This window comes from uncultured Porphyromonas sp., assembly GCF_938046015.1.
Lineage (GTDB): Bacteria > Bacteroidota > Bacteroidia > Bacteroidales > Porphyromonadaceae > Porphyromonas.
Genome location: NZ_CALIXW010000038.1, coordinates 13,982 through 35,446, shown reverse-complemented (window position 1 = coordinate 35,446; position 21,465 = coordinate 13,982). Strand labels below are relative to the sequence as shown.

At 62.3% G+C, this 21,465-nt stretch carries 15 protein-coding genes and 1 tRNA gene; 10 read left to right on the top strand and 6 right to left on the bottom strand.

The genetic code is table 11. The annotated features are described in order from the left end of the window. Positions 1-10: 10 nt before the first annotated feature. From Q0248_RS04945 to Q0248_RS04935, 3 genes are all read right to left on the bottom strand, one after another. Complete coding sequence (locus Q0248_RS04945; protein ID WP_299320394.1) at positions 11-706, bottom strand: tetratricopeptide repeat protein; 696 nt, start codon at positions 704-706, stop codon at positions 11-13. A 337-nt stretch (positions 707-1,043) separates the two neighbouring features. Continuing rightward, entirely contained in the window at positions 1,044-1,316 is a 273-nt protein-coding gene (gene rpsO, locus Q0248_RS04940) for a 30S ribosomal protein S15 (RefSeq protein WP_211788716.1), read from the bottom strand. 650 nt (positions 1,317-1,966) lie between these two features. Next, the gene (locus Q0248_RS04935; RefSeq protein WP_299320498.1) at positions 1,967-2,875 is read right to left on the bottom strand and encodes a tyrosine recombinase; all 909 of its coding nucleotides are present in this window, start codon (positions 2,873-2,875) and stop codon (positions 1,967-1,969) included. A 44-nt stretch (positions 2,876-2,919) separates the two neighbouring features. Between Q0248_RS04935 and Q0248_RS04930 the strand changes: the two genes are divergently transcribed. Further along, positions 2,920-3,384: a type II 3-dehydroquinate dehydratase gene (locus tag Q0248_RS04930; protein WP_299320390.1), complete on the top strand. Its 465-nt coding sequence runs from the start codon at positions 2,920-2,922 to the stop codon at positions 3,382-3,384. 41 nt (positions 3,385-3,425) lie between these two features. Then, the gene (pyk, locus tag Q0248_RS04925; RefSeq protein WP_299320496.1) at positions 3,426-4,871 is read left to right on the top strand and encodes a pyruvate kinase; all 1,446 of its coding nucleotides are present in this window, start codon (positions 3,426-3,428) and stop codon (positions 4,869-4,871) included. A 200-nt stretch (positions 4,872-5,071) separates the two neighbouring features. On the opposite strand, the gene Q0248_RS04920 is transcribed toward pyk, so the two are convergent. The 3 genes from Q0248_RS04920 to Q0248_RS04910 form a co-directional block, all read right to left on the bottom strand. Beyond that, complete coding sequence (locus Q0248_RS04920; protein ID WP_299320387.1) at positions 5,072-5,971, bottom strand: sodium Bile acid symporter family protein; 900 nt, start codon at positions 5,969-5,971, stop codon at positions 5,072-5,074. Next, positions 5,971-6,510, bottom strand: a complete 540-nt coding sequence (locus Q0248_RS04915; protein ID WP_299320384.1) for an NUDIX domain-containing protein — start codon at positions 6,508-6,510, stop codon at positions 5,971-5,973. The genes Q0248_RS04920 and Q0248_RS04915 overlap by 1 nt, the downstream gene beginning before the upstream one ends. 90 nt (positions 6,511-6,600) lie before the next feature. Beyond that, positions 6,601-7,566, bottom strand: coding sequence for an ROK family protein (locus tag Q0248_RS04910; protein WP_299320382.1), 966 nt, complete (start codon positions 7,564-7,566; stop codon positions 6,601-6,603). 460 nt (positions 7,567-8,026) lie between these two features. Between Q0248_RS04910 and Q0248_RS04905 the strand changes: the two genes are divergently transcribed. The 8 genes from Q0248_RS04905 to Q0248_RS04870 all read left to right on the top strand — a co-directional run bounded on the left by Q0248_RS04905 (position 8,027) and on the right by Q0248_RS04870 (position 21,462). Continuing rightward, a tRNA-Cys gene (locus Q0248_RS04905) sits at positions 8,027-8,097 on the top strand. 179 nt (positions 8,098-8,276) lie between these two features. Then, positions 8,277-8,900, top strand: coding sequence for an SIS domain-containing protein (locus Q0248_RS04900; RefSeq protein WP_299320379.1), 624 nt, complete (start codon positions 8,277-8,279; stop codon positions 8,898-8,900). A 147-nt stretch (positions 8,901-9,047) separates the two neighbouring features. Continuing rightward, a complete protein-coding gene (locus Q0248_RS04895; RefSeq protein WP_299320378.1) occupies positions 9,048-10,871 on the top strand; it encodes a DEAD/DEAH box helicase in 1,824 nt (607 codons plus the stop codon). Between the two features lie 411 nt (positions 10,872-11,282). Continuing rightward, positions 11,283-14,330, top strand: a complete 3,048-nt coding sequence (locus Q0248_RS04890) for a SusC/RagA family TonB-linked outer membrane protein (RefSeq protein WP_299320375.1) — start codon at positions 11,283-11,285, stop codon at positions 14,328-14,330. Between the two features lie 23 nt (positions 14,331-14,353). Further along, entirely contained in the window at positions 14,354-15,838 is a 1,485-nt protein-coding gene (locus tag Q0248_RS04885; protein ID WP_299320372.1) for a RagB/SusD family nutrient uptake outer membrane protein, read from the top strand. Between the two features lie 16 nt (positions 15,839-15,854). Beyond that, complete coding sequence (locus Q0248_RS04880) at positions 15,855-16,727, top strand: hypothetical protein (protein WP_299320369.1); 873 nt, start codon at positions 15,855-15,857, stop codon at positions 16,725-16,727. Further along, the gene (locus Q0248_RS04875; protein ID WP_299320366.1) at positions 16,724-18,331 is read left to right on the top strand and encodes a hypothetical protein; all 1,608 of its coding nucleotides are present in this window, start codon (positions 16,724-16,726) and stop codon (positions 18,329-18,331) included. Before Q0248_RS04880 ends, Q0248_RS04875 begins: the two co-directional genes overlap by 4 nt. A gap of 476 nt (positions 18,332-18,807) precedes the next feature. Next, the gene (locus Q0248_RS04870) at positions 18,808-21,462 is read left to right on the top strand and encodes a zinc-dependent metalloprotease (RefSeq protein WP_299320364.1); all 2,655 of its coding nucleotides are present in this window, start codon (positions 18,808-18,810) and stop codon (positions 21,460-21,462) included. The last annotated feature ends 3 nt before the right edge of the window (positions 21,463-21,465 follow it).

The following is a 21,465-nucleotide window of genomic DNA, read 5'->3' as shown; positions in this document are numbered from 1 at the left end:
CCGCGGGCGCTTACTTAGCCTGAGCGGCCTGAGCGCGGATCAGGTCGGCCTCTACACGCTCAGCGTCTGCCGTGTTGGTGTAGTACTTGTCCTTGACCTGCTGATAGGCGGCGATGGCCTTGTCGTACTTACCGAGCTTCTCGTATACGTGGCCAGCCTTGATGAGGCAACTGGGGGAAATGGCTTCGCTGTCGGCGAGCTTGGCAGCGCTCTCGTAGGCCTTGACGGCGTCCTCGTACTTGCCGAGCTGCACGTAGCAGTCACCCATCATGCGCTGGATGGAGGGAGCGACGAGCTGGTCGTCCGAGGAGAACTTCTGCAGCTCTGCGAGTGCTTCCTGATACTTGCCCATGTCGTAGAGGCAGATGCCGCTGTAGGCGTGTGCGAGCTTGCCTGCGTCCGTGCCGGAGTAGTTCTTGGCGATGGCTTCGAAGCCTGGGCTAGCAGCGCCAGCACCCTTGAGGGCTAGACTGTCCTGTCCGGCGATGAACTGGGACTCGGCGACGTAGAGCTGGTTGGCAGCCTTGATGCCCTTGGGCTCGTGCACGAACTTGTAGTAGGCGAAGGCACCGAGAGCAAGGAGGATGACGATGCCGAGAGCGATGAGGAGCTTCTTGCCGTGACGCTCGAAGAAGTCCTCACCCTGTAGGATCTTCTCGTCGATGGTGTCCAGGGCGTCCTGGCCACGATGTTCCTGTAGTGACATAGCTGTCTTATCTAGTTATTATTGTATTCAGTTGATTCAGCCTCGCAAAGATACGACTTTTGGGGCTATTGCGCGGTATAGGGAGCTGCCCGCGCCCTGCCGTGCATCCTGCGCTTCGAGCTGGGGCGCCGAGGGGCTAGGCTTGCCCTTGGGCTAAGGCTCCCTGAGTGGCGCTTCTCCCTCAGTCGGCTCGTCTTGCTCCCTTAGCTGCTCACGTGGCGCCTCGGGGGAGGAAGCTCGGCCGCCAGGGCTCGGGCAAAAAGCAGCCCGCCCTCGTGACACAGGGTCGCGAGGGCGGGCGCTTGCTTTTATCTAGTGTGCGACTAGGTCTACACGACTAGCGACGGATGCCGAGCTCCTTGATGATGGCACGATAGCGCTCGATGTCTACCTTCTGGAGATAGTCGAGCATACGGCGGCGCTTACCGATGATCATCTTGAGCGCGCGCTGCGTGCTGTAGTCCTTACGGTTGGACTTGAGGTGCTCCGTCAGGTGAGCGATGCGGAAGGTGAAGAGCGCGATCTGGCTCTCGGGGCTACCCGTATCGGTGGCACCCTTACCGTGCTTGGCGAAGAGTTCGGCCTTCTTCGCGGAATCGATATAAGACATGACTTATAACTGTATGAAATGAAACAAAATACCGACATCGCCAGCGGGGCGCCTCGCTTACACGGGGCTGGTCGACAGACGATGTGCGGATCGACGCCGCAAAGATACGAAGAATCCGCGGCACCGCCAGCGTCCCCTGCCGAGCCCTCTCCTGCAGCCCCGAGCCTAGCCCCGCGGGTAGGGTAGGGGTGCTCGCCCGGGGGACGGCGCTTGGCCTCCTCGGCAGGGCACCTAGCGCGCAGCGGCTGAGAACAAAGATGAGGCTAAGGGAGGACGTCTGCTGAGGCTTATCCGTGAGGACTGCTGAGGGATATCAGTCAGGCGGCTGAGGGTCGTCAGTCAGCGCCGTGAGGGATATCGGTCAGCGAGCTGAGGGATAGGTCGGACGGAGCCCCCACGAGGATGAGGGCAAGCTTGCGCCTTGGGACGGGACGAAGGGAGCATAAGATGAGGAGAAGGGCGGGCCTAGGACGCCGCAGGCTGCGGCGGGCACACCATCGCGGGTGCAGGCGAGGAGGGGATGTACACACAAAAACACTACTTGCAGTCCAAACGGGCACTCCATCGCGGGCACAGGCGAGGAGGGGAGGCGTGGCGAGCGGACGGGGGACGACCTTTAGAGACGGGCGGGGGCGCGTCCCCCGGTGGGCTTAGCCCTTGGGCTGCTGGTTGCGCGGATGGTAGCGCTCTACCTGCTCGCGCAGACGCGTGCGGTCGATATGGGTGTAGATCTCCGTGGTGGCGACATCTTCATGCCCGAGGAGCAGCTGGATGGCCTGCAGCCCAGCGCCGCCCTCCAGCAGCGCCGTGGCGAAGCTGTGGCGGAAGGTGTGCGGGCTGATGTTCTTCTCGACGCCCGCCGCGGCCGCGGCCTCCTTGATGTAGACGAAGACGGTGATACGCGAGATGGCCTTGCCCCGGGCGCTGAGGAAGATGTATTCCTCCTCGCCGCGCTTGGGCGTCGGGCGGTCGGGATGCGCCAGATAGCGCCGCAGCTCCTGGGTGGCGGAGTCGCTCAGCGGCACCAGACGCTGCTTGCTCCCCTTGCCCAGTACGCGTATGTAGCCTTCGTCGAGGAAGGTGTCGGCGAAGCGTAGGTGGCAGGCTTCACTCACGCGTAGCCCGCAGCTGAAGAGGAGCTCGATGAAGGCGGCATTGCGCAGGCCCTCGATGCCGCCTCGGCTGCGCGCGGCCTCGATGATGCGGTCGACCTCCTCGGTGGTAAGCACCGTCGGTAGGTAGCGCCCCTTGCGCGGCACCTCGAGCAGTGTCGTAGGGTCGGCCGCGACGTAGCCCTCCAGCTCCAGCCATCGACCGAAGCTCCGCACACCCGAGATGATGCGGGCGATCGAATTGGGGTGTATGCCCAGGTCATAGAGCTGGGCGACGAAGTGCTGCAGCTGGCTGTAGTCGAGCTGCTCCAGCGGTAGCGCTTCACGCTCCATCCACCCGAGGAGCTTGTCTACATCTGCCAGATAGGCAGCGCAGGTATTATCCGAGAGACTGAGCTCGAAGCGTAGGTAGCCGAGGTACTTAGCGCGTAGATCCTGTGACACTATAGGGGCTGCTTATTTTTAATTATCTTTGCAAAGATAAGAAGTCAATGGATACCGTCTCGAAGGAACAGATGTGGATAGAGATCATCAACGGCCCTAACCTCGCTAGGCTAGGGCAGCGGGAGCCTGTACTCTACGGTCGAGAGACGATGGAGGATTGCCTAGAGCGCCTCCATGCAGCCTACGACGAGCGTCTCCGCTTGACCTACTTCCAGTCCCACCATGAGGGCGGCCTCATAGAGCGCCTCTACGAGCTCCAGGATCAGCGTGTCTCGGGCATCGTACTCAATGCTGGCGCCTACACCCACACCTCCCTAGCCCTTGCCGACGCCCTGCGCGCGACTCAGCTCCCCGCCATCGAGGTGCACCTCTCGCAGGTCTATCAGCGCGAGCCCATACGCCAGAGCTCCCTCATCGCCCCCGCCTGCCGTGGGGTCATCACGGGACTCAGCATGGATGTCTACCGCCTCGGCATCGAGGCCCTCATCCCGCTACTTAGCCCTAGAGCCTAAGACCACAGCACAGCCACAGCAAACCCATATATTATATAGGAATTATGAAGAGAACTAAGATCGTAGCCACCATCTCCGACCTGCGTTGTGACGTAGAGTTCATCCGTCCCCTCGTAGAGGCTGGTGTCAATGTCGTGCGTATGAACACGGCACACATGAATTTCGAAGGCATCTCGCGCGTCATCAACAACACGCGTGCTGTCTCGCCCAACGTCGCAGTCCTGCTCGACACCAAGGGTCCCGAGGTACGTACGACCGTCCTCGAAGGGGACTCCGAGGTCAAGCGCGAGTTCAAGGCTGGGGATAAGGTCGTCTTCATGGCGAACCCCGAGGCTAAGACCAACAACGAGACGATCAATGTCAACTACGTGAACTTCGTTAAGGATGTTCCCGTCGGCGCACGTATCCTGGTCGACGACGGTGCCCTTGCCTTCGACGTAGAGAAGAAGGAAGGCGACAAGCTCTTCACTACCTGCCAGAACAACGGTAAGCTCGGCAGCCGCAAGAGTGTCAACGTCCCCGGCGTCCGCATCGACCTGCCCTCGCTGACCGAGAAGGACCGCAACAACATCCTGCACTGCCTCAAGAACCACGACATCGACTTTATCGCGCACTCCTTCGTCCGCAATAAGAAGGACATCGCTGAGATCCAGACGATCCTCGACGAGTACCAGAGCAAGGTCCAGATCATCGCTAAGATCGAGAACCAGGAAGGTGTCGACAACATCGATGAGATCATCGAGAACTGCGCCGGTATCATGATCGCTCGTGGTGACCTCGCTATCGAAGTGCCCGCAGAAGAAGTGCCCGGCATCCAGCGCATGATCATCAAGAAGTGTGTCGATGCTAAGAAGCCCGTCATCGTCGCTACGCAGATGCTCCACACGATGATCGACAATCCCCTGCCTACCCGCGCAGAGGTCAGCGACATCGCCAACGCCGTCTACTACCGCACCGACGCTGTCATGCTCTCGGGCGAAACGGCCAACGGTAAGTACCCCCTCGAGGCTGTACAGACCATGGCTCGTATCGTACGTAAGGCAGAGGCCGACCTGGCGCTCAACTACGACGATGAGGTGCCCTACTCCAAGGAAGTTAGCACCACGACGGCCTTCTTGGCTAAGCAGGCTGTACGTAGCGTCCGCGACATCAACACCGAGGCGATCATCACCGACAGCTTCTCTGGCCGTACGGCGCGCTACCTCTCGAGCTTCCGTGCTACGGTACCTGTCTGCGCTGTCTGCTACGATGCTACACTCTCCCGTCAGCTGGCCCTCAGCTACGGCGTGACGGCTCACTACGCTGGCGAGACCAACTGCGAGCGTGAGCGTCTGGCTGCTGGTATCAAGAGCTTCATCGCCTCTGGCCTCATCAAGGAGGACACGCAGGTGGCCTACATGAGCGGTACGATCGGCAACACGGGTGCTGCACACAGCCTCGAGATCGAGACCGTCAAGGTGCTCCTCGACGCTTGCTCCAAGAAGTAAGCCCCGCCTGGGCCTAGCCCTCTAACTAAAGCCGAGCGCCCTACGATCCTAGTGACCGTGGGGCGCTCGCTGTATTTAGGGATGTCAGGGATTCAGCGGGGAAGGACTTCGGGGCGTGGGGGAAGGAGCTCGCTGCAGTCGGAGGGCAAGGCTGCGGGCAGACTCGGAGCAGCGCTGGGCCTTAGGGCGGAGCGGGGGCGCTAGAGGCGCGTCTTGCTCATGTAGTAGCTGAGGAAGAAGTTCTGCCAGGCGATGTAGCCCGCGATCCCTGGGGCAGCGAGCGGAGGGAGGAAGGCGATGCAGAGCCACAGCACCAGAGCGGTATTCTTCTGCCCCATCGCTTGGCGGAAGGCCACGACATCCACCCCGAGGCGTGGCCCGAGGAGGCGACCGAGGTTGAACTGCAGGGCGCAGGCCACCAACCCCACGGCGAAGGAGGCCACGAGGCGCCCCAGGTCCGTCTCCGCGATGCCCCCCGAGACGAAGGCCACCGCCTTGCCGAGGATGAAGATGAGAGAGCTCAGCCAGAGCCAATAGGTCAGCCGTCGCTGCGGCTGAGGCTGGCGTCCGCGGCGCGCCATGAGGTAGCGCACCAGCTGCGCCAGAGCGATCGGTAGCAGCACCATGCGCGCCACGAGCATCCCTACCTGAGCCGAGAGCGCCCAGAAGGAGACGCTGGCCTGTGGCTCCAGCAGGGGCAGCAGGATAGGCGCCACGAGGCAGATCAGCCCGTGCGTCAGCAGCGTGTAGGCCGTCGCGAAGCCCGTGTCGCCGCCCATGAGGCTCGTCATCGCCCCCGCGGCCGTCGCAGCTGGAGCGAGAAAGCACATCAGTAGGCTCAGCCCCACCTCGTGATCCCACAGCCGCAGCAGGCTATAGAGCACAGCCCCCAGCCCCATCTGGATGAGGTAGATCACTAGGTGCTCGCGCCGTGGACGCAGCCGACTCAGCGGCATCGTCAGCACGGCGAAAAAGAGCATCGCCGCGATGATCCACGGCAGCACCGCCGAGAGCGGCGCCGTCCACCGCCAGAGGAGAATACCCGTGGCGATGAAGCAGAGCGGCGCGTAGCCCTTGAGGCGCTCGAGGTTGAGGGACATCAGCGAGGGCTCAGAAGGTCAGGCTCGGCGACGAGGCGCGCTACGGCCTGGCGTATGGACTGTAGGCCGAAGTCCTCAGCGCGGAGCTCCTCGGGCGCGACGACGACCAGCTCCGCGACGTCGTCCATCGCGACGGCACCCTCGAGGCTGGTGACCTCTACCTCGTAGAAGAGGTCGGCCGTATAGACCTCCACCCCCGAGTAGGGGTAGATGTTCGGCAGGGAGAAGAGCAGGCGCTGCCTCAGGGGCACCAGCCCCGTCTCCTCGCGCAGCTCGCGTACCACGGCCCCGTCGACGGTCTCCAAGGGATCGACGAAGCCCCCAGGAAGGTCTAGGGTGCCCTTGGCCGGCTCACGGCCACGGCGCACGACCAGCAGGCGTCCCGCGGCGTCCCGCACGAAGCAGGCCACGGCCGCCGCTACGTTGTGAAAGTAGGTGAGCTCACAGGCAGCGCAGTGTATGGCGCGCCCGTGGACATGCTCTAGCCCCGAGCTGCCGCAGCGGGGGCAGTAGCCGAAGCTCTCTAGAGGGTGCTTCATCGTCCTATGTGCTATGGGGGTGAATAGCGAGAGCTCCACGGAGGTGCACTCGGCGCCTCCAGTGGAGCTCTCTATGCTTAGGCTAGGGGACTAGTCGAGCTCCTTAGCCTCCCAGCCGAGGGCGCTGGCGCCGAGGACGGCGGCATCGCTTTCCTTGAGCTGCGAGAAGAGGAGCTTGGTCTTGCCCTTGTAGACGTTGAGGATGTTCTTCTCCATGTGGTGGCGGATGGGGTTCATCAGGAGATCGCCCGCCTTGGTGAGGCCGCCGAAGAAGATGATGGCCTCAGGCGAGGAGAAGGTGACGAAGTCGGCACAGGCCTCCCCGAGGATGGCCCCCGTGCTCTCGAAGATCTCGAGGGCGAGCTGATCGCCGTTGGAGGCGGCGTCGAAGACATCCTTGGACGTGATCGTGTCGATATCGAGGGCACGGAGCTGGCTCTCGTCGGAGCGGATGGTGAGGTACTCGCGCGCGGTGCGTGCTACGCCCGTGGCGGAGGTATAGGTCTCGAGGCAGCCCTGGCGACCACAGCCGCACATACGGCCGTTGCGACGTACGATCATGTGCCCGAGTTCGCCTGCGAAGCCGTCATGGCCGTAGACGAGCTGGCCACCGACGACGATGCCGCTACCGACACCCGTGCCGAGGGTGATGACGATGAAGTCCTTCATGCCACGTGCTGCGCCGTAGGTCATCTCGCCGATGGCTGCGGCGTTGGCGTCGTTGGTCAGCGCTACGGGGATGCCGAGGCGATCCTGGATCATCTTCGCCAGGGGGAGGACGCCCTTCCAGGGGAGGTTGGGGGCGAACTCGATGGAGCCAGTGAAGTAGTTGCCATTGGGGGCACCGACGCCGATCCCACGGATCTTGTCCTTGCCGCCGACCTGCTCGATGAGCATGTTGAGGCCTGTGGTGAGGTCGTTGAGGTAGAGCTCGACGTCATTGTGCGTCGTGGTCTTGATGGAGGCACTGACGACGACGTTGCCGCGCGCATCGACGACACCGAAGACGGTATTCGTCCCGCCGATGTCGACGCCTAGCACATAGGGCTTTTCCATAATGTCTTTGTGTTAGCTTTATTAAATTAGTTTGTAAAGCAAAGATAGTAGTTTCTGCGCAGTCCTACGCGCCGCGTGCGCGCTACGTCCTCACACGCCCGCGATACGCCTCCTCTCGCGCCCTCTAGCACTGCCTCCAGGAGGTGCCGAGCTCGCTCCCGATAGCACGCTCCTAGCGGCACGCTGAGCCCCCACAGAGCTCTGTCTCAGCAGGAGCTGGGGCGAGACCTAGCTCCCGCCTCCGTGAGGGATATCCGTCCGTGCTCTGAGGGATATCCCTCACGCTCGCCACTGCCGTCCCTCAGCCCTCTGACCGATATCCCTCAGCGCCCCTCCCCCGCTAGGCGGTGCGGCGTCCCAGCCTAGAGGAGAGCACGGGGGAGGACGGGGGAGGGCGGCGGGCGATATTTGTCCGTGTCGCTTTTTTGTTGTTACTTTGCAGCGCAGTAATGCGAACTAGGGTTCCTTGGCCGAGTGGTTAGGCGCCGGTCTGCAAAACCGTTTACAGCGGTTCGAATCCGCTAGGAACCTCGATTGAGCCCCGTACTCCTCGACACAGCAGGAGTACGGGGCTTGGTCTTCCTAGCCGCCTCGGGACTCATCCACCGCCTAGTCGGCACACTGCCTAGCTCGGATCAGGATCAGGCTCTAGAGATAAAGCTGTATCTTTGTCCAGCTATTAAGCCCGGAAGCAGAGAAGAAGAGAAGCAATGTCCCAGCAATATACCATAGCGCAGATCCTCCAGGCGGAGATCGCTGCGCTGAGTGCCATCCCCCAGAGCAATGATTACGAGGCCGCCATCGCGCTCATCCTCGAGCGTGTGCATCGTGGCGGGGGGCGGCTCATCACCTCTGGTATGGGCAAGGCGGGACAGATCGCGCACAACATCGCGACGACCTTCAGCTCTACAGGGACGCCCGCCTACTTCCTCCATCCCAGCGAGGCCCAGCATGGCGATCTCGGTATGGTCTGCGCGGGGGACCTGATGCTGCTGATCAGCAACTCGGGTAAGACGCGTGAGGTCGTGGAGCTCGTCGAGCTGGCACGCCGCATGCATCCCTCCATCCCCTTCATCCTCATCACGGGCAATGTCCAGAGCCCCCTGGCGGCAGAGGTCGACGTCGTCCTCTCCACGGGCAATCCCAGTGAGGTATGTCCCCTCGGGCTGACGCCCACCACCAGCACGACCGTCATGACCGTGCTGGGCGACCTCCTCGTGGTCAGCGTCATGCAGCGTATAGGCTTCACCTACCACGACTACTCGCTCCGTCACCATGGGGGCTACCTCGGGGGGAAGAGCCGCGAGCTGCAGGACGAGCAGCCTAAGGCCTAGCGTCCGCTAGCTTCGGGCAAGTACTCATTATTTATAGACGTGTGTCGCGCTGGGTCGGAGGCGAACCAGGGATACACACGACGGCTTGGGGGAGCCCGTACGCTCGGCGTGCGGCTGTCCCCCCAAGGTAACTCGAATCATCATCCAATGACATTTGAATCCCTGGGAGTCTCCGCTCCCATCTGTCGCGCCGTAGCCGAGAAGGGCTACGAGCAACCCATGCCCGTGCAGGAGGCAGTGATCCCGCACCTCCTCGGTGAGCCTATGGACCTCATCGCCCTGGCCCAGACGGGGACGGGCAAGACGGCGGCCTTCGGCCTGCCCCTCCTGCAGAATGTAGCCCGCAGCCTCGAGGAAGAGGGCGGCAAGCCCTCGGGGCTAGCACGTGCCCTTGTCCTCTGCCCTACGCGTGAGCTCTGCCTGCAGATCGCCGACGACCTCACCGACTACAGCAAGTACCTCCCCTCGGTACGTATCCTCCCCGTCTATGGCGGCTCCTCGATCGAGGCGCAGATACGCACGCTGCGCCGTGGGGTAGAGGTCATCGTCGCTACCCCTGGACGCCTCATCGACCTGATGGAGCGCGGCGCTGCCTCGCTGGACGAGGTGCATACGGTCGTCCTCGATGAGGCCGACGAGATGCTCACCATGGGCTTCTCTGAGAGCCTGCAGACCATCCTCAGCCAGGTCCCCGAGGAGCGTCACCTGCTGCTCTTCTCCGCGACCATGCCCCGCGAGATCAGCTCCATCGCAGCCTCCTACATGCACCAGCCCAAGGAGATCATCGTCGGGACGAAGAATCAGGGCAACGCCAACATCAAGCATTACTACTACGTGGTATCGGCGCGGCACAAGTACCTTGCCCTCAAACGCATCGCCGACTACTACCCTGACATCTACGGGATCATCTTCTGCCGCACGCGCAAGGAGACCCAGGAGATCGCCGACCAGCTGATCCGCGACGGCTACAATGCCGACGCACTGCACGGCGAGCTCTCGCAGGCGCAGCGTGACTACGTGATGCAGAAGTTCCGTATCCGCAACCTTCAGCTCCTGGTGGCTACCGACGTGGCTGCCCGCGGCCTCGACGTCAACGACCTGACGCACGTCATCCACTACGGTCTGCCCGACGACATCGAGAGCTACACGCACCGCAGTGGCCGTACGGCTCGCGCGGGCAAGATGGGGATCTCCATCGCCATCTGCCACAGCCGCGAGCGTGGTCGCCTGCGCGACATCGAGCGTATCTCCCATGCTACGATCGAGCGCAAGACGCTGCCCTCAGGGGCGGAGATCTGCGGCAAGCAGCTCTTCCACCTGGCCGAGCGCATCGAGCGCGTCGAGCTGACGGAGGACGCTACGCTGGAGGCGCTGCTGCCCGAGCTGGCGCGCAAGCTCGAGTGGATCGACCACGAGGAGCTGCTCAAGCGTGTGATGCTCCTTGAGTTCCGCCGTATGCTCGACTACTATGAGCAGGAGGAGACCATCGAGGAGGCTGACGAGCGCGGCCGTCTGCAGGGCGACGGTGAGGGCAAGAAGCGCGATAAGCGCAACGCCGTCGCCGAGGAGGGGATGAAGCGTCTCTTCATTAACTTCGGTAAGCTGGACCGTATGTTCCCCAATAAGCTCATCGAGCTGATCAACAAGTGTGTCCCCGGGCGCGTCAAGGTCGGCAAGATCGACCTCTTGCCTCGCTTCGCCTTCTTCGAGGTCGACGAGCGTGAGGCCTCGGAGGTCATCCACAGTATGAGCAGCTACGAGGTCGACGGCCGTCGCATCGTCGTGGACTATGCCGACAAGGTCGGTGAGGGTGGCGGCAAGCGCGAGCGCCGTGGCGCCCCCAGCAAGCGCCGCGACTACGACAAGCCCGCGGGGCGTCGCGATGAGGACTTCGGCAAGCGTGGTGGTGGCTACGGCAAGCGCTCCCGCAGCTATGACGAGGGGCCTCGCAGCAAGAAGAAGCGTTGGTAGCCGCCGCACCTCGCAGCCCCGTCGCCGGCCGCTCCTAGCCGGTAGTTCAATGAGCTCCTAAGCGGGGCCGAGCCCTAATAAAGCCGCCGCCCGAGCTGTCCACGGACAGATCGGGCGGCGGCTTTGCATTTGGTCAGGGCGCAACAAAAGGGAGCCAGGAGGCGTTATAATGATTATTTCCAGTAGCGGATCGCTGTCCTCATGACAGGAAGAGGGCGAGCTCGTAGACAAGCGCTGGGAACTTCGCCCTATTTTTAGTAACTTTGCTCTGAGTAGTATCCTACTCTAGCTTATTTTGGTAACAGGGTGTGCCCGGAGGCCCGTGCATGTAGAGCGTACATCAGCGGGGCGCAAGGCAGACAGAGAGAAAGCACACCCGTCTCATTTGTCCACAGCAAAATCATTCACCGCATGAGACTAACGACCGTACTCTTCGCCGGAGCATGGCTCGCCAGCTCGGTATTGACGGCACAGGCGGCCTCTATGCCCGCCCCCAGTGCCACACCGCAGCAGCAGAGTCAGAGCTCGACCTATGGCGTCATCAGCGGGACGATCGTCGATGAGCAAGGCCAGCCCCTGATCGGCGTATCCGTCCAGATCGTAGGGCAGCAAGGCGGCTACATCACCGATGTCAATGGACGCTTCGAATTCCGCACGCGTAACAGCAAGGAGACGCTCCGCCTCTCCTACATCAGCTACAAGACGCAGACCGTAACCTTCGTCGCTGGGACTCCGCAGCGCGTCACCCTCCAGAGCGAGAGCCAGACCCTGGAGGGCGTCGTCGTCACGGGCTTCACGAAGAAGGATAAGCGTAGCTTCACCGGCTCGCAGACCACCGTCAAGGCTAAGGACCTGCTCTCCATGGGGACGAAGAACGTACTGCAGAGCCTCGAGGCCTTCGTCCCAGGGCTACAGGTCGTCACCTCCAATGACCTCGGGTCGGACCCCAATGCGCGCCCCGAGCTGAACCTGCGTGGACGTGCGACCTTCTCCGGGGCAGCCAACCTCCCGCTCTTCGTCGTCGACGGCGCCATCGTGGATGTCAACTACATCTACGACATGGATATGAATACCATCGAGTCCGTGACGGTGCTCAAGGATGCCTCGGCCTCCGCCCTCTACGGGTCTAAGGCTGCTGCTGGGGTCATCGTCATCACGACCAAGCCCATCTCGCAGGGGAATATCCGCATCAATTATAATGGGACGCTCCGCCTCTCGGTGCCTGACCTCTCGGGCTACAGCCTCCTCAGCCCTGAGGAGAAGCTACGCTACGAGGACCTGGCGGGCGTGTACACCGACAAGGCTGGGGGCGAGCATCAGTGGCGTCTCGATAATGAGCGCGAGCAGGTGCTGCGCAAGGTACGCCAGGGAACCAATACCAACTGGCTGGCCAAGCCGCTGCGCACGGGCGTCTCGCAGTCCCACAGCCTCAGCGCTGAGGGGGGAGACAACTTCGTCCGCTACGGCCTGACGCTGCGCTATAGCAATGATGATGGGGTGATGATGCAGTCGGGGCGTGAGCGTATCTCAGGCGCCTTCAAGCTGTCCTACAACAAGCCCAACCGCCTCTTCATCTCGAATAACCTCACGGTCAACAAGATCTCCAGCCAGGATCCCAACTACGGGAGCTTCTCTGAGTTCTCGCGTCAGAATCCCTACAATAGTCCCTACGACGAGTACGGGGATCTGATCCCGCGCTTCACGCCCTCGCAGTTCAACCCGCTCTACGAGGCCTCGCTCTCGAGCTTCAGTAGGAGCAACTCTATGGACCTGCTGAATACGACGACGCTGCAGGTATGGGCGGGCAAGTTCCGCATTGATGGGGACTTCTCCTTCAGCTCGGGCACGGGGCTGCGTCGCCGCTTCCGTTCGCCGCTGGCAGGGGAGTTCTACCGTCGTCCCATCGCGGAGCGCGGCTCGCTGACGGAGTCGCAGGACCGCTCGCTCGGCTTCCTAGGTAAGCTGATGGTGTCCTACAATGAGACCTTCTTCGAGAAGCTCTACGTGACGAGCATGTTCGGCTCCAGCCTTGAGGGTACGACGACGGACAACTCCAGCTTCACCACGCGTGGCTTCTACTCCGACCAGCTGGGGCACCCCCGCTATGGTCTGGGCTACGATGGCGGCGCACGCCCCTCGGGCTCCGAGGCACAGGCACGCGGCGCTGGCTTCTTCTTCAACGGGAACGCGATCTACGATAACCGCTACTCCCTTGACGTCGTCTATCGCTACGAAGGCTCCTCACGCTTCGGCCGCAACCAGCGTTTCGCTCCCTTCTGGTCCCTCGGGGCTGGGTGGAACCTCCACAACGAGAAGTTCTTCAAGGGCAACAAGAACGTCCAGATGCTCAAGCTGCGTGCCAGCATGGGCTACCTGGGGAATGTCTCCTTCGAGCCCTACCAGGCTCTGACGACCTACGACTATAATAAGGGGATTGACTACATGGTCGGTGCGGGCGCTGTGCCCATCACCATCGGGAACCCCGACCTCAAGTGGGAGCGTACGCTCAGCATGAATACGGGGATCGACCTGACGCTCTTCAAGAGCCGCTGGGACCTGACGCTCGACGTCTACCGCAAGCTCACCGACAACCTCCTCCTGGATGTCTCCAAAGCGCCCTCAGTAGGGGTGCCGGGCGGCACGGCTAAGGAGAACGTCGGGGAGATCGAGAACAAGGGGATCGAGTTCCAGACCCGCGTCGTGCCCATCCAGGGCAAGGACCTGCAGTGGTCCCTCTCGCTGAACTACTCCTACAATAATAATAAGGTGCGCAAGATCAGTGACGCGCTGCGCAAGATCAACGAGCGTGCCGTCCAGGCCGACTCGATGAGCACGCGCTCCACCACGCCACTGCCCCTCTACGAGGAGGGCGAGTCGCTCACCGCGCTCAAGGTCGTGCCCTCGGCTGGGATCGACCCTGCTACGGGACGCGAGGTGTACATCAAGCGTGACGGCAGCTACACCTTCAACTACGACCCCAATGACCGCCGCGTCTTCGGCGACACGAGTCCGCTGGGCTACGGGACGCTGACGTCCTACCTCTTTTGGAAGGGCTTCTCGCTCAACGCTAGCTTCGGCTACTCCTTCGGGGCCGTCGTCTACAACGGGACGCTAGCCACCCGAGTCGAGGGGGCCAACCCCGCCTACAACGCCGACAAGCGCGTCTTCAACGACCGCTGGCGTCAGCCAGGGGACGTGGCTAAGTACCGCGACATCGCCGATACCTCCAGCCCCTACCAGACGAGCCGCTTCGTGCAGCGCGAGCACTTCCTGACGCTGCGCTCGCTCTCCTTCGGCTACGAGACGGATGCTCCCTGGGTCAAGAAGCTGCTGATGCGTCGTGCACGTGTCGAGCTGCTGGCCAATGACCTCTTCTACCTCTCCACGGTCAAGCGTGAGCGCGGGCTCGACTATCCCTTCGCTCGCAGTGTGGAGATGAGCCTTCGCCTGTCCTTCTAAACCCTCTAATAGCGCATACGAATATGAGCAAGATCCGATCATACACGCTCCGCGCCGCTGGAGCATGTGCGGCACTCGCGCTGGGGCTATCGTCCTGCAACAAGTTTCTCGACATACAGCCTAAGGGTACCCTGCCCGCCGACGTCCAGTTCTCTACGCTCAAGGGCTATGAGGACGCTATGTACGGCGTCTACGGCACGCTGGCTGGCTCTGACCTCTATGGCAAGGCACTGACCTTCGGCCTGGCGGACCAGCTCGGGCAGATGCTGGGGCAGCTGGGGCAGGTAGACCGCGAGGCCTACAACACGCTGAACTATGTCTATGACGATGCCGCGGTACGCTCCCGCATCGAGACGACCTTCAGCCAGCTCTACATCGCCATCAGCAATGTCAACTCCGTGCTCAGCCACGCCGTTAGTCCCAGCTTCGAGAACCGACACCTGGCGACCATCCGTGGCGAGGCCCTCGGCGTGCGTGCCTTCCTGCACCTGGAGGTGCTGCGCCTCTTCGCCCGCAACTATAGCCTAGCCCAGCAGGCAGGCGGCGTCACGGAGGGGATCCCCTACTCCTACGACTATGACCTGAAGAACAAGCAGGTCTTCACCCTCCAGGAGTCCTATCAGCGCGTGCTGCGCGACCTCGACGAGGCCGAGGCGCTGCTCGCGTCGGACGAGAGCATCCAGCCCTCCAACCCCGAGCAGACGGACTTCTATGCCAACCGCACGACGCACTTCAATAAGTATGCCGTCTACGCGATCAAGGCACGTACCTACCGCCTGATGCGCGATTATACCAATGCCGCGCGCTATGCCCGCCTCGTCACGGAGCACAAGGCAGACTTCGCCCTCGTGGATCGTAATAGCTATACCTCGCGTGCCGTGACCTTCCCCGCGACGGGCGAGATGATCTTCGGCCTCTGGGCGCCACGCCAGATGCAGCTGGTCGCTGACTACCTGCTCTCTCAGGCTGGCTCGGGGAATATCGTCGAGGGCCGCCGTGCTGAGTTGCTGCAGAGCCTCTACTCCTCCAGTGCTGGCGGTGCAGGGGCTACGGACCTCCGCCTAGGAGCCTTCTACCGCAATGAGTCGGGCGCGATGCGCTTCATCCGCTTCCTCGCCGATGCCTCCACGGTCAATAATGTAGAGGCACGCTACCGCGGTATCGCCCTCCTGCGCCTTCCCGAGATGTACTACATCCTGGCCGAGGCGCTCTACGACAGCGACCGCAGCGGAGCCTACGCCGCGCTCAATGCTGTGCGCCTCAGCCGCGGGCTGGACGAGTACAGCGGCACGGAGTTCGCCTCACGCGAGGCCTTCGAGGAGGAGCTGATGAAGGAGTACATGCGCGAGTACGCTGGCGAGGGCCAAGTCTTCGCCTCGCTCAAGCACTACAACCGTCCCTTCGTAAGCATCACGGGCGACCGGACCTTCCAGCCCAGTGACCAGATCTTCGTCCTGCCCTGGCCGCTCTCGGAGCGCCAGCTCGGCAACCGAATCGTGACACGCTAAGTACGCAGCTAAGATGATGAACAAGCATAGAACCTATAGCCTCCTGGCCCTCATCGGCGGGCTGAGCCTGCTGAGTGCATGCTCCCGCGAGATGTATGATGGCGAATTCAGCGCCAAGGGCTTCTACGAAGGCGCCCCACAGGTCTACTTCGATCAGTCGAGTGATGTCGACACCATCGAGAAGCATGACCTAGGGCTCATCTCCAGTGACCAGACCGAGCTGACGCTACAGCTGCCCGTGCGCTATACGGGCTATGTCTCCAAGCAGCCCGTGCCCTACGCCGCACGCGTCGTCTCCTTCTCGGGCGACGGCTCCTACCTCAAAGCGCTGGAGAAGACCTACTACATCCCCGCCGACTCCATCCGCAGCAGCCTGCCGATCAAGCTCGAGCGCTCCAAGATCTCCGTGGCCGACACCGAGGGCAATCTGATCGCCGTGCTGCGTGACGGTAAGCGCGTGCTCGTCGACCCCAGCAAGACCTACGGCTACGAGCCTAATCCCGACGAGGATGTCCAGCTACCGACCGATGTGCCCATCTCTAAGTACGACACGGTGACCATCGAGCTGCAGCCCGTGGGCGATACGCAGACGCGCTTCACGCGCCGTATCCGTAAGCAGCTGATCTTCACCAACGCCGTGGCCCAGCCTACGTGGTGGAACTACTTCACGGCCTACTTCGGCGCCTTCTCTGCCGACAAGCTGCGCTACCTCATCGCAGGCTTCCCAGGAGGGGATGTAGATACGATCTACCGTATCCTCTTCCGCCAGGGGAACTATACGACCATGGATATCTACAAGGTCTATGTCCGTATGCAGCAATACTTCCAGTCGCGTGGCGAGACGGTACCGCCAGCGCTCACCTCTTACCTAGCACGATACATCCAATGAAGCGCTATCAAGATATCGTCAAGCTAGGCCTCCTTGCCCTAGCCCTGACTGCAGGCCTCAGCGCCTGCTACAAAGATGACTCGGTCGACCCCCGCCGTACGCTCGCCCTGGCTACGCCTAGCGAGCAGATGGCTGAGAACTACGATGTCATCTACGGTCGCGAGCTGGTCATCCCCGCGCCCAAGGTAACACTCCCTGCGGGCACCTCGGCCGAGCTGCACTACGAGTGGAGTATCGACTACAAGGTCGTCTCCAAGGAGGCGACGCTGCGCTACACGCCCTCCAGCTACGGGACGCTGCCTGCCCGCCTACGTATCTATACGGAGGATGGGTCCTATACGCAGCAGTTCAAGGTGCGCGTGCTCTCGCCCTACAGCCAGGGGCTCTTCGTCCTGAGCGGAGACCAGAGTAAGGGCTATATCTCCTACTTCCCTAAGGGGGAGCAGGCGGACTTCGAGCAGGATGTCTTCGCCAAGAACAACCCTAGCCACTCGGCACTGCCTGCTGCGCCGATTGCCCTGCACTTCTTCACTGGAGGGCCCTCGGCCTCCAATCAGGTCTACGCCACGCTGGCCTTCGGCTCGCCCAGCCGTGCCTACCGCCTCCATGCCAATCGCATGCAGGTAGACGCCCCCGTCATCAACTTCGGCTCACAGACCGTGGGTTCGATGGCGCTGGTACCCTACCCAGAGTTCACCGAGGCCTACATCACGGGGGGCTCGCTCTACCGTCTGGCTCGTGAGTCGGATGTGCTGCCCGTCCGCGACCAGGATCAGGCGCTGCGCCGAGCACTCAGCTCGGGGGCTACGATCAGCCTAGCGAGTGTCGCTACCTCCTGGGTCGACGGGACGAGCCGCGTCGGTATCGTCCGTGATCAGACGACGGGGAAGCTCGGCCCGGTCTACCGTACGGCGCGTGCTGCGGGGCTGATCCTCTTCAACGCTGCGACCTCTGAGCTGCTCGTCAACTCGATGTCCGCCAGCTCTAGCTCCATCGTCTACAAGCGTGTCCTCGTCCCCTCGCTGGGCTCACAGCCCGATGTGAGGAACCTCTGGCTACAGTTCGCCGAGAACCCCTTCCAGGGGGCGACGATGCTGAGCATGCAGCACACGGATGACAATCATAATGTCGTCCTGCTCTACCGTACGAGCTCGGGGGACCACAAGCTCCTACTCCTGCACCCTGCGGACTACTTCGCCGAGACCGTGGTCGGGGCGAATACCGACCAGCCTCGTGCTGTGCAGGCGGTCTATCCTAGCCTCAACCCCGTCAGCTACAAGCAGAGCGAGACGCCTACCAAGGCCATCTCCTACGACGGAGCCCGTGCCTTCGTCGCCGCTGGGAGCAAGGTCTACTTCTACAACCTCCAGACGGGCAGCAGCACCGATTACCTGGCGGGTATCGCTGCGGGCAGCAAGCCTGCTAGCGGGGAGACCATCGCCGACATCCTCCAGCCCGACGCACGCCGCCTCTACGTAGCAGCCAACGACGGTACGAAGGGCTATGTCTACTGCTACGACGTGTCGGCCGTGACGCCTCAGCTGCTGTGGAAGAGCTCGACCTTCAGCGTACCCATCACGGGGCTCAGCTACCGAGCTAACTAAGCTCAGCTCCCCCATGAAGGCTCCGCCCTCTCCTCACAGACGGGACTCCGTCCACGCCACTGTCGGGAGGGGGCGCTGAGCTTTGAGCCCGCGCTGCCTGAGGGCACAGTACCTCACGCAGCGTAGGCCTTCCCTCCCCAGCTTAGTCCAGGGCTATCCCGAGACGAGCACTCGCCTCGGACTAAGGCCTCCTCGAGCTCCCCTAAGGGAAGGGGCTACGAGGCGATCCCCTGGTAGCCCCTCTCTGATGGATATCCCTCAGCACCCGCCACGGATACCCCTCAGCGGCCTCACGGACGTCCCTCACGGCGCTGACTGATATCCCTCGGCGGCGCTCCCCCTAGAGGGGCGCTTCGTGGAGACCGCAGTCGCAGTGCTCGTCCAGGCAAAAAATGGCTATCTTAGCGCCCTTGGATAGGCACGCCCCTAGGCTGGGGCAGACAAGCAAATTAGAACCCAACAAGAACATAGACTACATGCACAAGAGAAGCATCCGCTATCTGCTGACAGCTGGCCTCGCACTAAGCTCCTCGCTGGTGCTGGTGGCCTCGCCCAAGGTAGACAGCCTGGCGGCCAAGGCTGCTAAGCCTGCTGCGAGCCAGCAGGACACCAAGCCCGCGCCCAAGAAGGAAGACAAGAAGAAGGAAGACAAGAAGAACGATCCCTACACCCGCTTCTTTAAGGACAAGAAGGTCGAGACGGTGAGCGGGAAGTTCGTCACCCTGCATAAGATGAATGGGGAGGTCTACCTCGAGCTGCCTACCAAGTACCTCGGCAAGGAGCTGATCATGGGGGCGACGATCACCTCCACGACGGACCCCGACTACCTGCCCGTAGGCTCGCGTAGCTCGGAACCCTTCGTCTTCCGCTTCGAGCGCCAGGACAGTGTGCTGGTGATGAAGACTCCCAATACCATCGTCTACCGCCGCGACGCTTCGCGTCAGCTGCAGGAGGCGCTGGATCTGAACTACCGTGACCAGACGGTGGAGTCCTTCCGCCCCGAGGTCTACAAGTCCGATAGCTCGGCCGTGGTGCTCCGTATCTCCTCGCTCGTCGGCGGTGGGAGCCCCTTCTTCAAGGTTATCCCCGAGCAGCAGGGTGCCTTCCGCATCTCGAGCTCGCAGAATAGCTCGCTGACCTTCGTGCGTGGGATCAAGGCCTTCGATACCAATGCCTCGATCAAGGTCGAGCAGGCACACGCGCTCACGATCAGCCTCATGGGACTGATGACCGTGGCGCGTGATATGCCCGTCACGACCGAGGTCACCTATACCATCATGCCCGCTACGGCCTCGACGGCTATCCCCCGTCTGGCCGATGCACGTGTAGGCTACGAGACGAGCCGTCAGGTATCCTTCCCCGATCACCTCGACCAGAGCGAGCCTGTCTACCTAGCCCATCGCTGGCAGCTCGTGCCTCGTGACAAGAAGGCCTATGCCAAGGGCATCCTCACCGAGCCCGAGCGCAAGATCACCTTCTACATCGACCCCAACATGCCTGCCGGCTGGTCGGCACCCATCCGCCAGGGCGTACTGCGCTGGAACAAGGCCTTCGAGGCCGCTGGCTTCAAGAACGTCCTCGAGGTCCTCGACTACCCGAAGGATAAGAACTTCGACCCCGACAACATCGAGTACAACTGCATCCGCTACGTGCCCAATACGCAGGCTGATGTCACCACCAGCACCTGGGTCGACCCCCGTACGGGCGAGATCACGGGCGCTACCATCGCGGTATTTAATAATGTAGAGACCACCCTGCACAAGCAGCGCTTCGTCGCTACGGCTGCCGCTGACCCCGCTGTACGCTCGGCGCGCCTGTCGGATGAACTCTTCTTCGAGTCGCTCTCCGCGCTGGTCACGCAGCGTCTGGGGAAGGTGCTCGGGCTGCTGCCCAACTATGCCGCTTCGGTTGCCTACACCGTAGATCAGCTACGCTCGGCCTCCTTCACGCAGGCCAATGGCCTCAGCGCCTCCGTCCTTGATGGTGCACCCTACAACTTCCTAGCGCAGGCTGGGGACAAGGGGCTGCGCCTGGTCAATAGCGAGGTCGGTCCCTATGACCTCTATGCCGTCAACTGGGGCTACCGCTACTACGATCAGCTCGGGGGCGACCCCGCCCGCGAGGCCAAGGAGCTGCTGGCGATGGTGGATAAGAAGGCAGGCGATGCCCGCTTCCGCTACGCCCCCGAGCAGCGCTACTCCGTCGACCCCACCGTACGCGTCGAGGACCTCGGCAACGATCCCCTGCGTGCGGCTTCGCTCGAGCTGAAGAATCTCGCCTACATCCAGGCGCACCTCTCGGACTGGATCAAGAACGATCCCGACAGCCGTAAGAAGACCGCCCTGTATCTGGCCCTCGCACAGCGCCACTACCTGGTGTTCAAGAATGTGATGGCCCTGGTGGGCGGGGTGGTCTGCCGTGAGGAGCGCGTCGCTCCTGGCACGCCACGCTACCAGGTCGTCCCCAAGGCCAAGCAGCGTGAGGCCTTCCTCTGGGTGCTGAACGAGGCTAAGAACTTCCAGCGCTACGCCGATCGTCAGCTGGAGCGTCGCCTCTTCATCAACGTCAGCTACTACGACCAGCTCCTGGAGTTCCTCAATAACGATCTCCTGAACCTCCGCTCGCGTGTCATCATCGCCGCGCAGGTGGATCCCAAGAGCTACAGCCTCGGGGAGTACTTCGCCGACTTCTATCAGGCTGTATGGGGCAGCACGCTCGCAGGCCGTCCGCTTAACCACATGGAGCGCCTCATGCAGGCCTCCTACATCGACAAGAGCATCGCCACGGTCAATAATCCCCGTGCTGCAGCCCCTGCGATGACGACGGGCTTTGCCTCGCCCCGCGCTGAGCTCAAGGCCCTGCAGCTCGTCGGCGGCCTACCCTCCGAGCTCGACTACACGGCAGCGCGCTCCAGTCAGTCGAGCTACGGCGGCAGTAACCCCTCGGCCAGCATCTATCCTATGGCCAACGTCCCCACCCTCGATAAGTCGGAGCTCTACTACTACGACCAGCTGCGTCGCCTGCGCCCCGTCCTCGAGCAGCGTGCGGCCTCGACCACGGACCAGGTACTCAAGGCCCACTACCAGACCCTCGCCTTCAAGGTGGCTCGTTTCCTAGACGCAAAGAAGTAATCC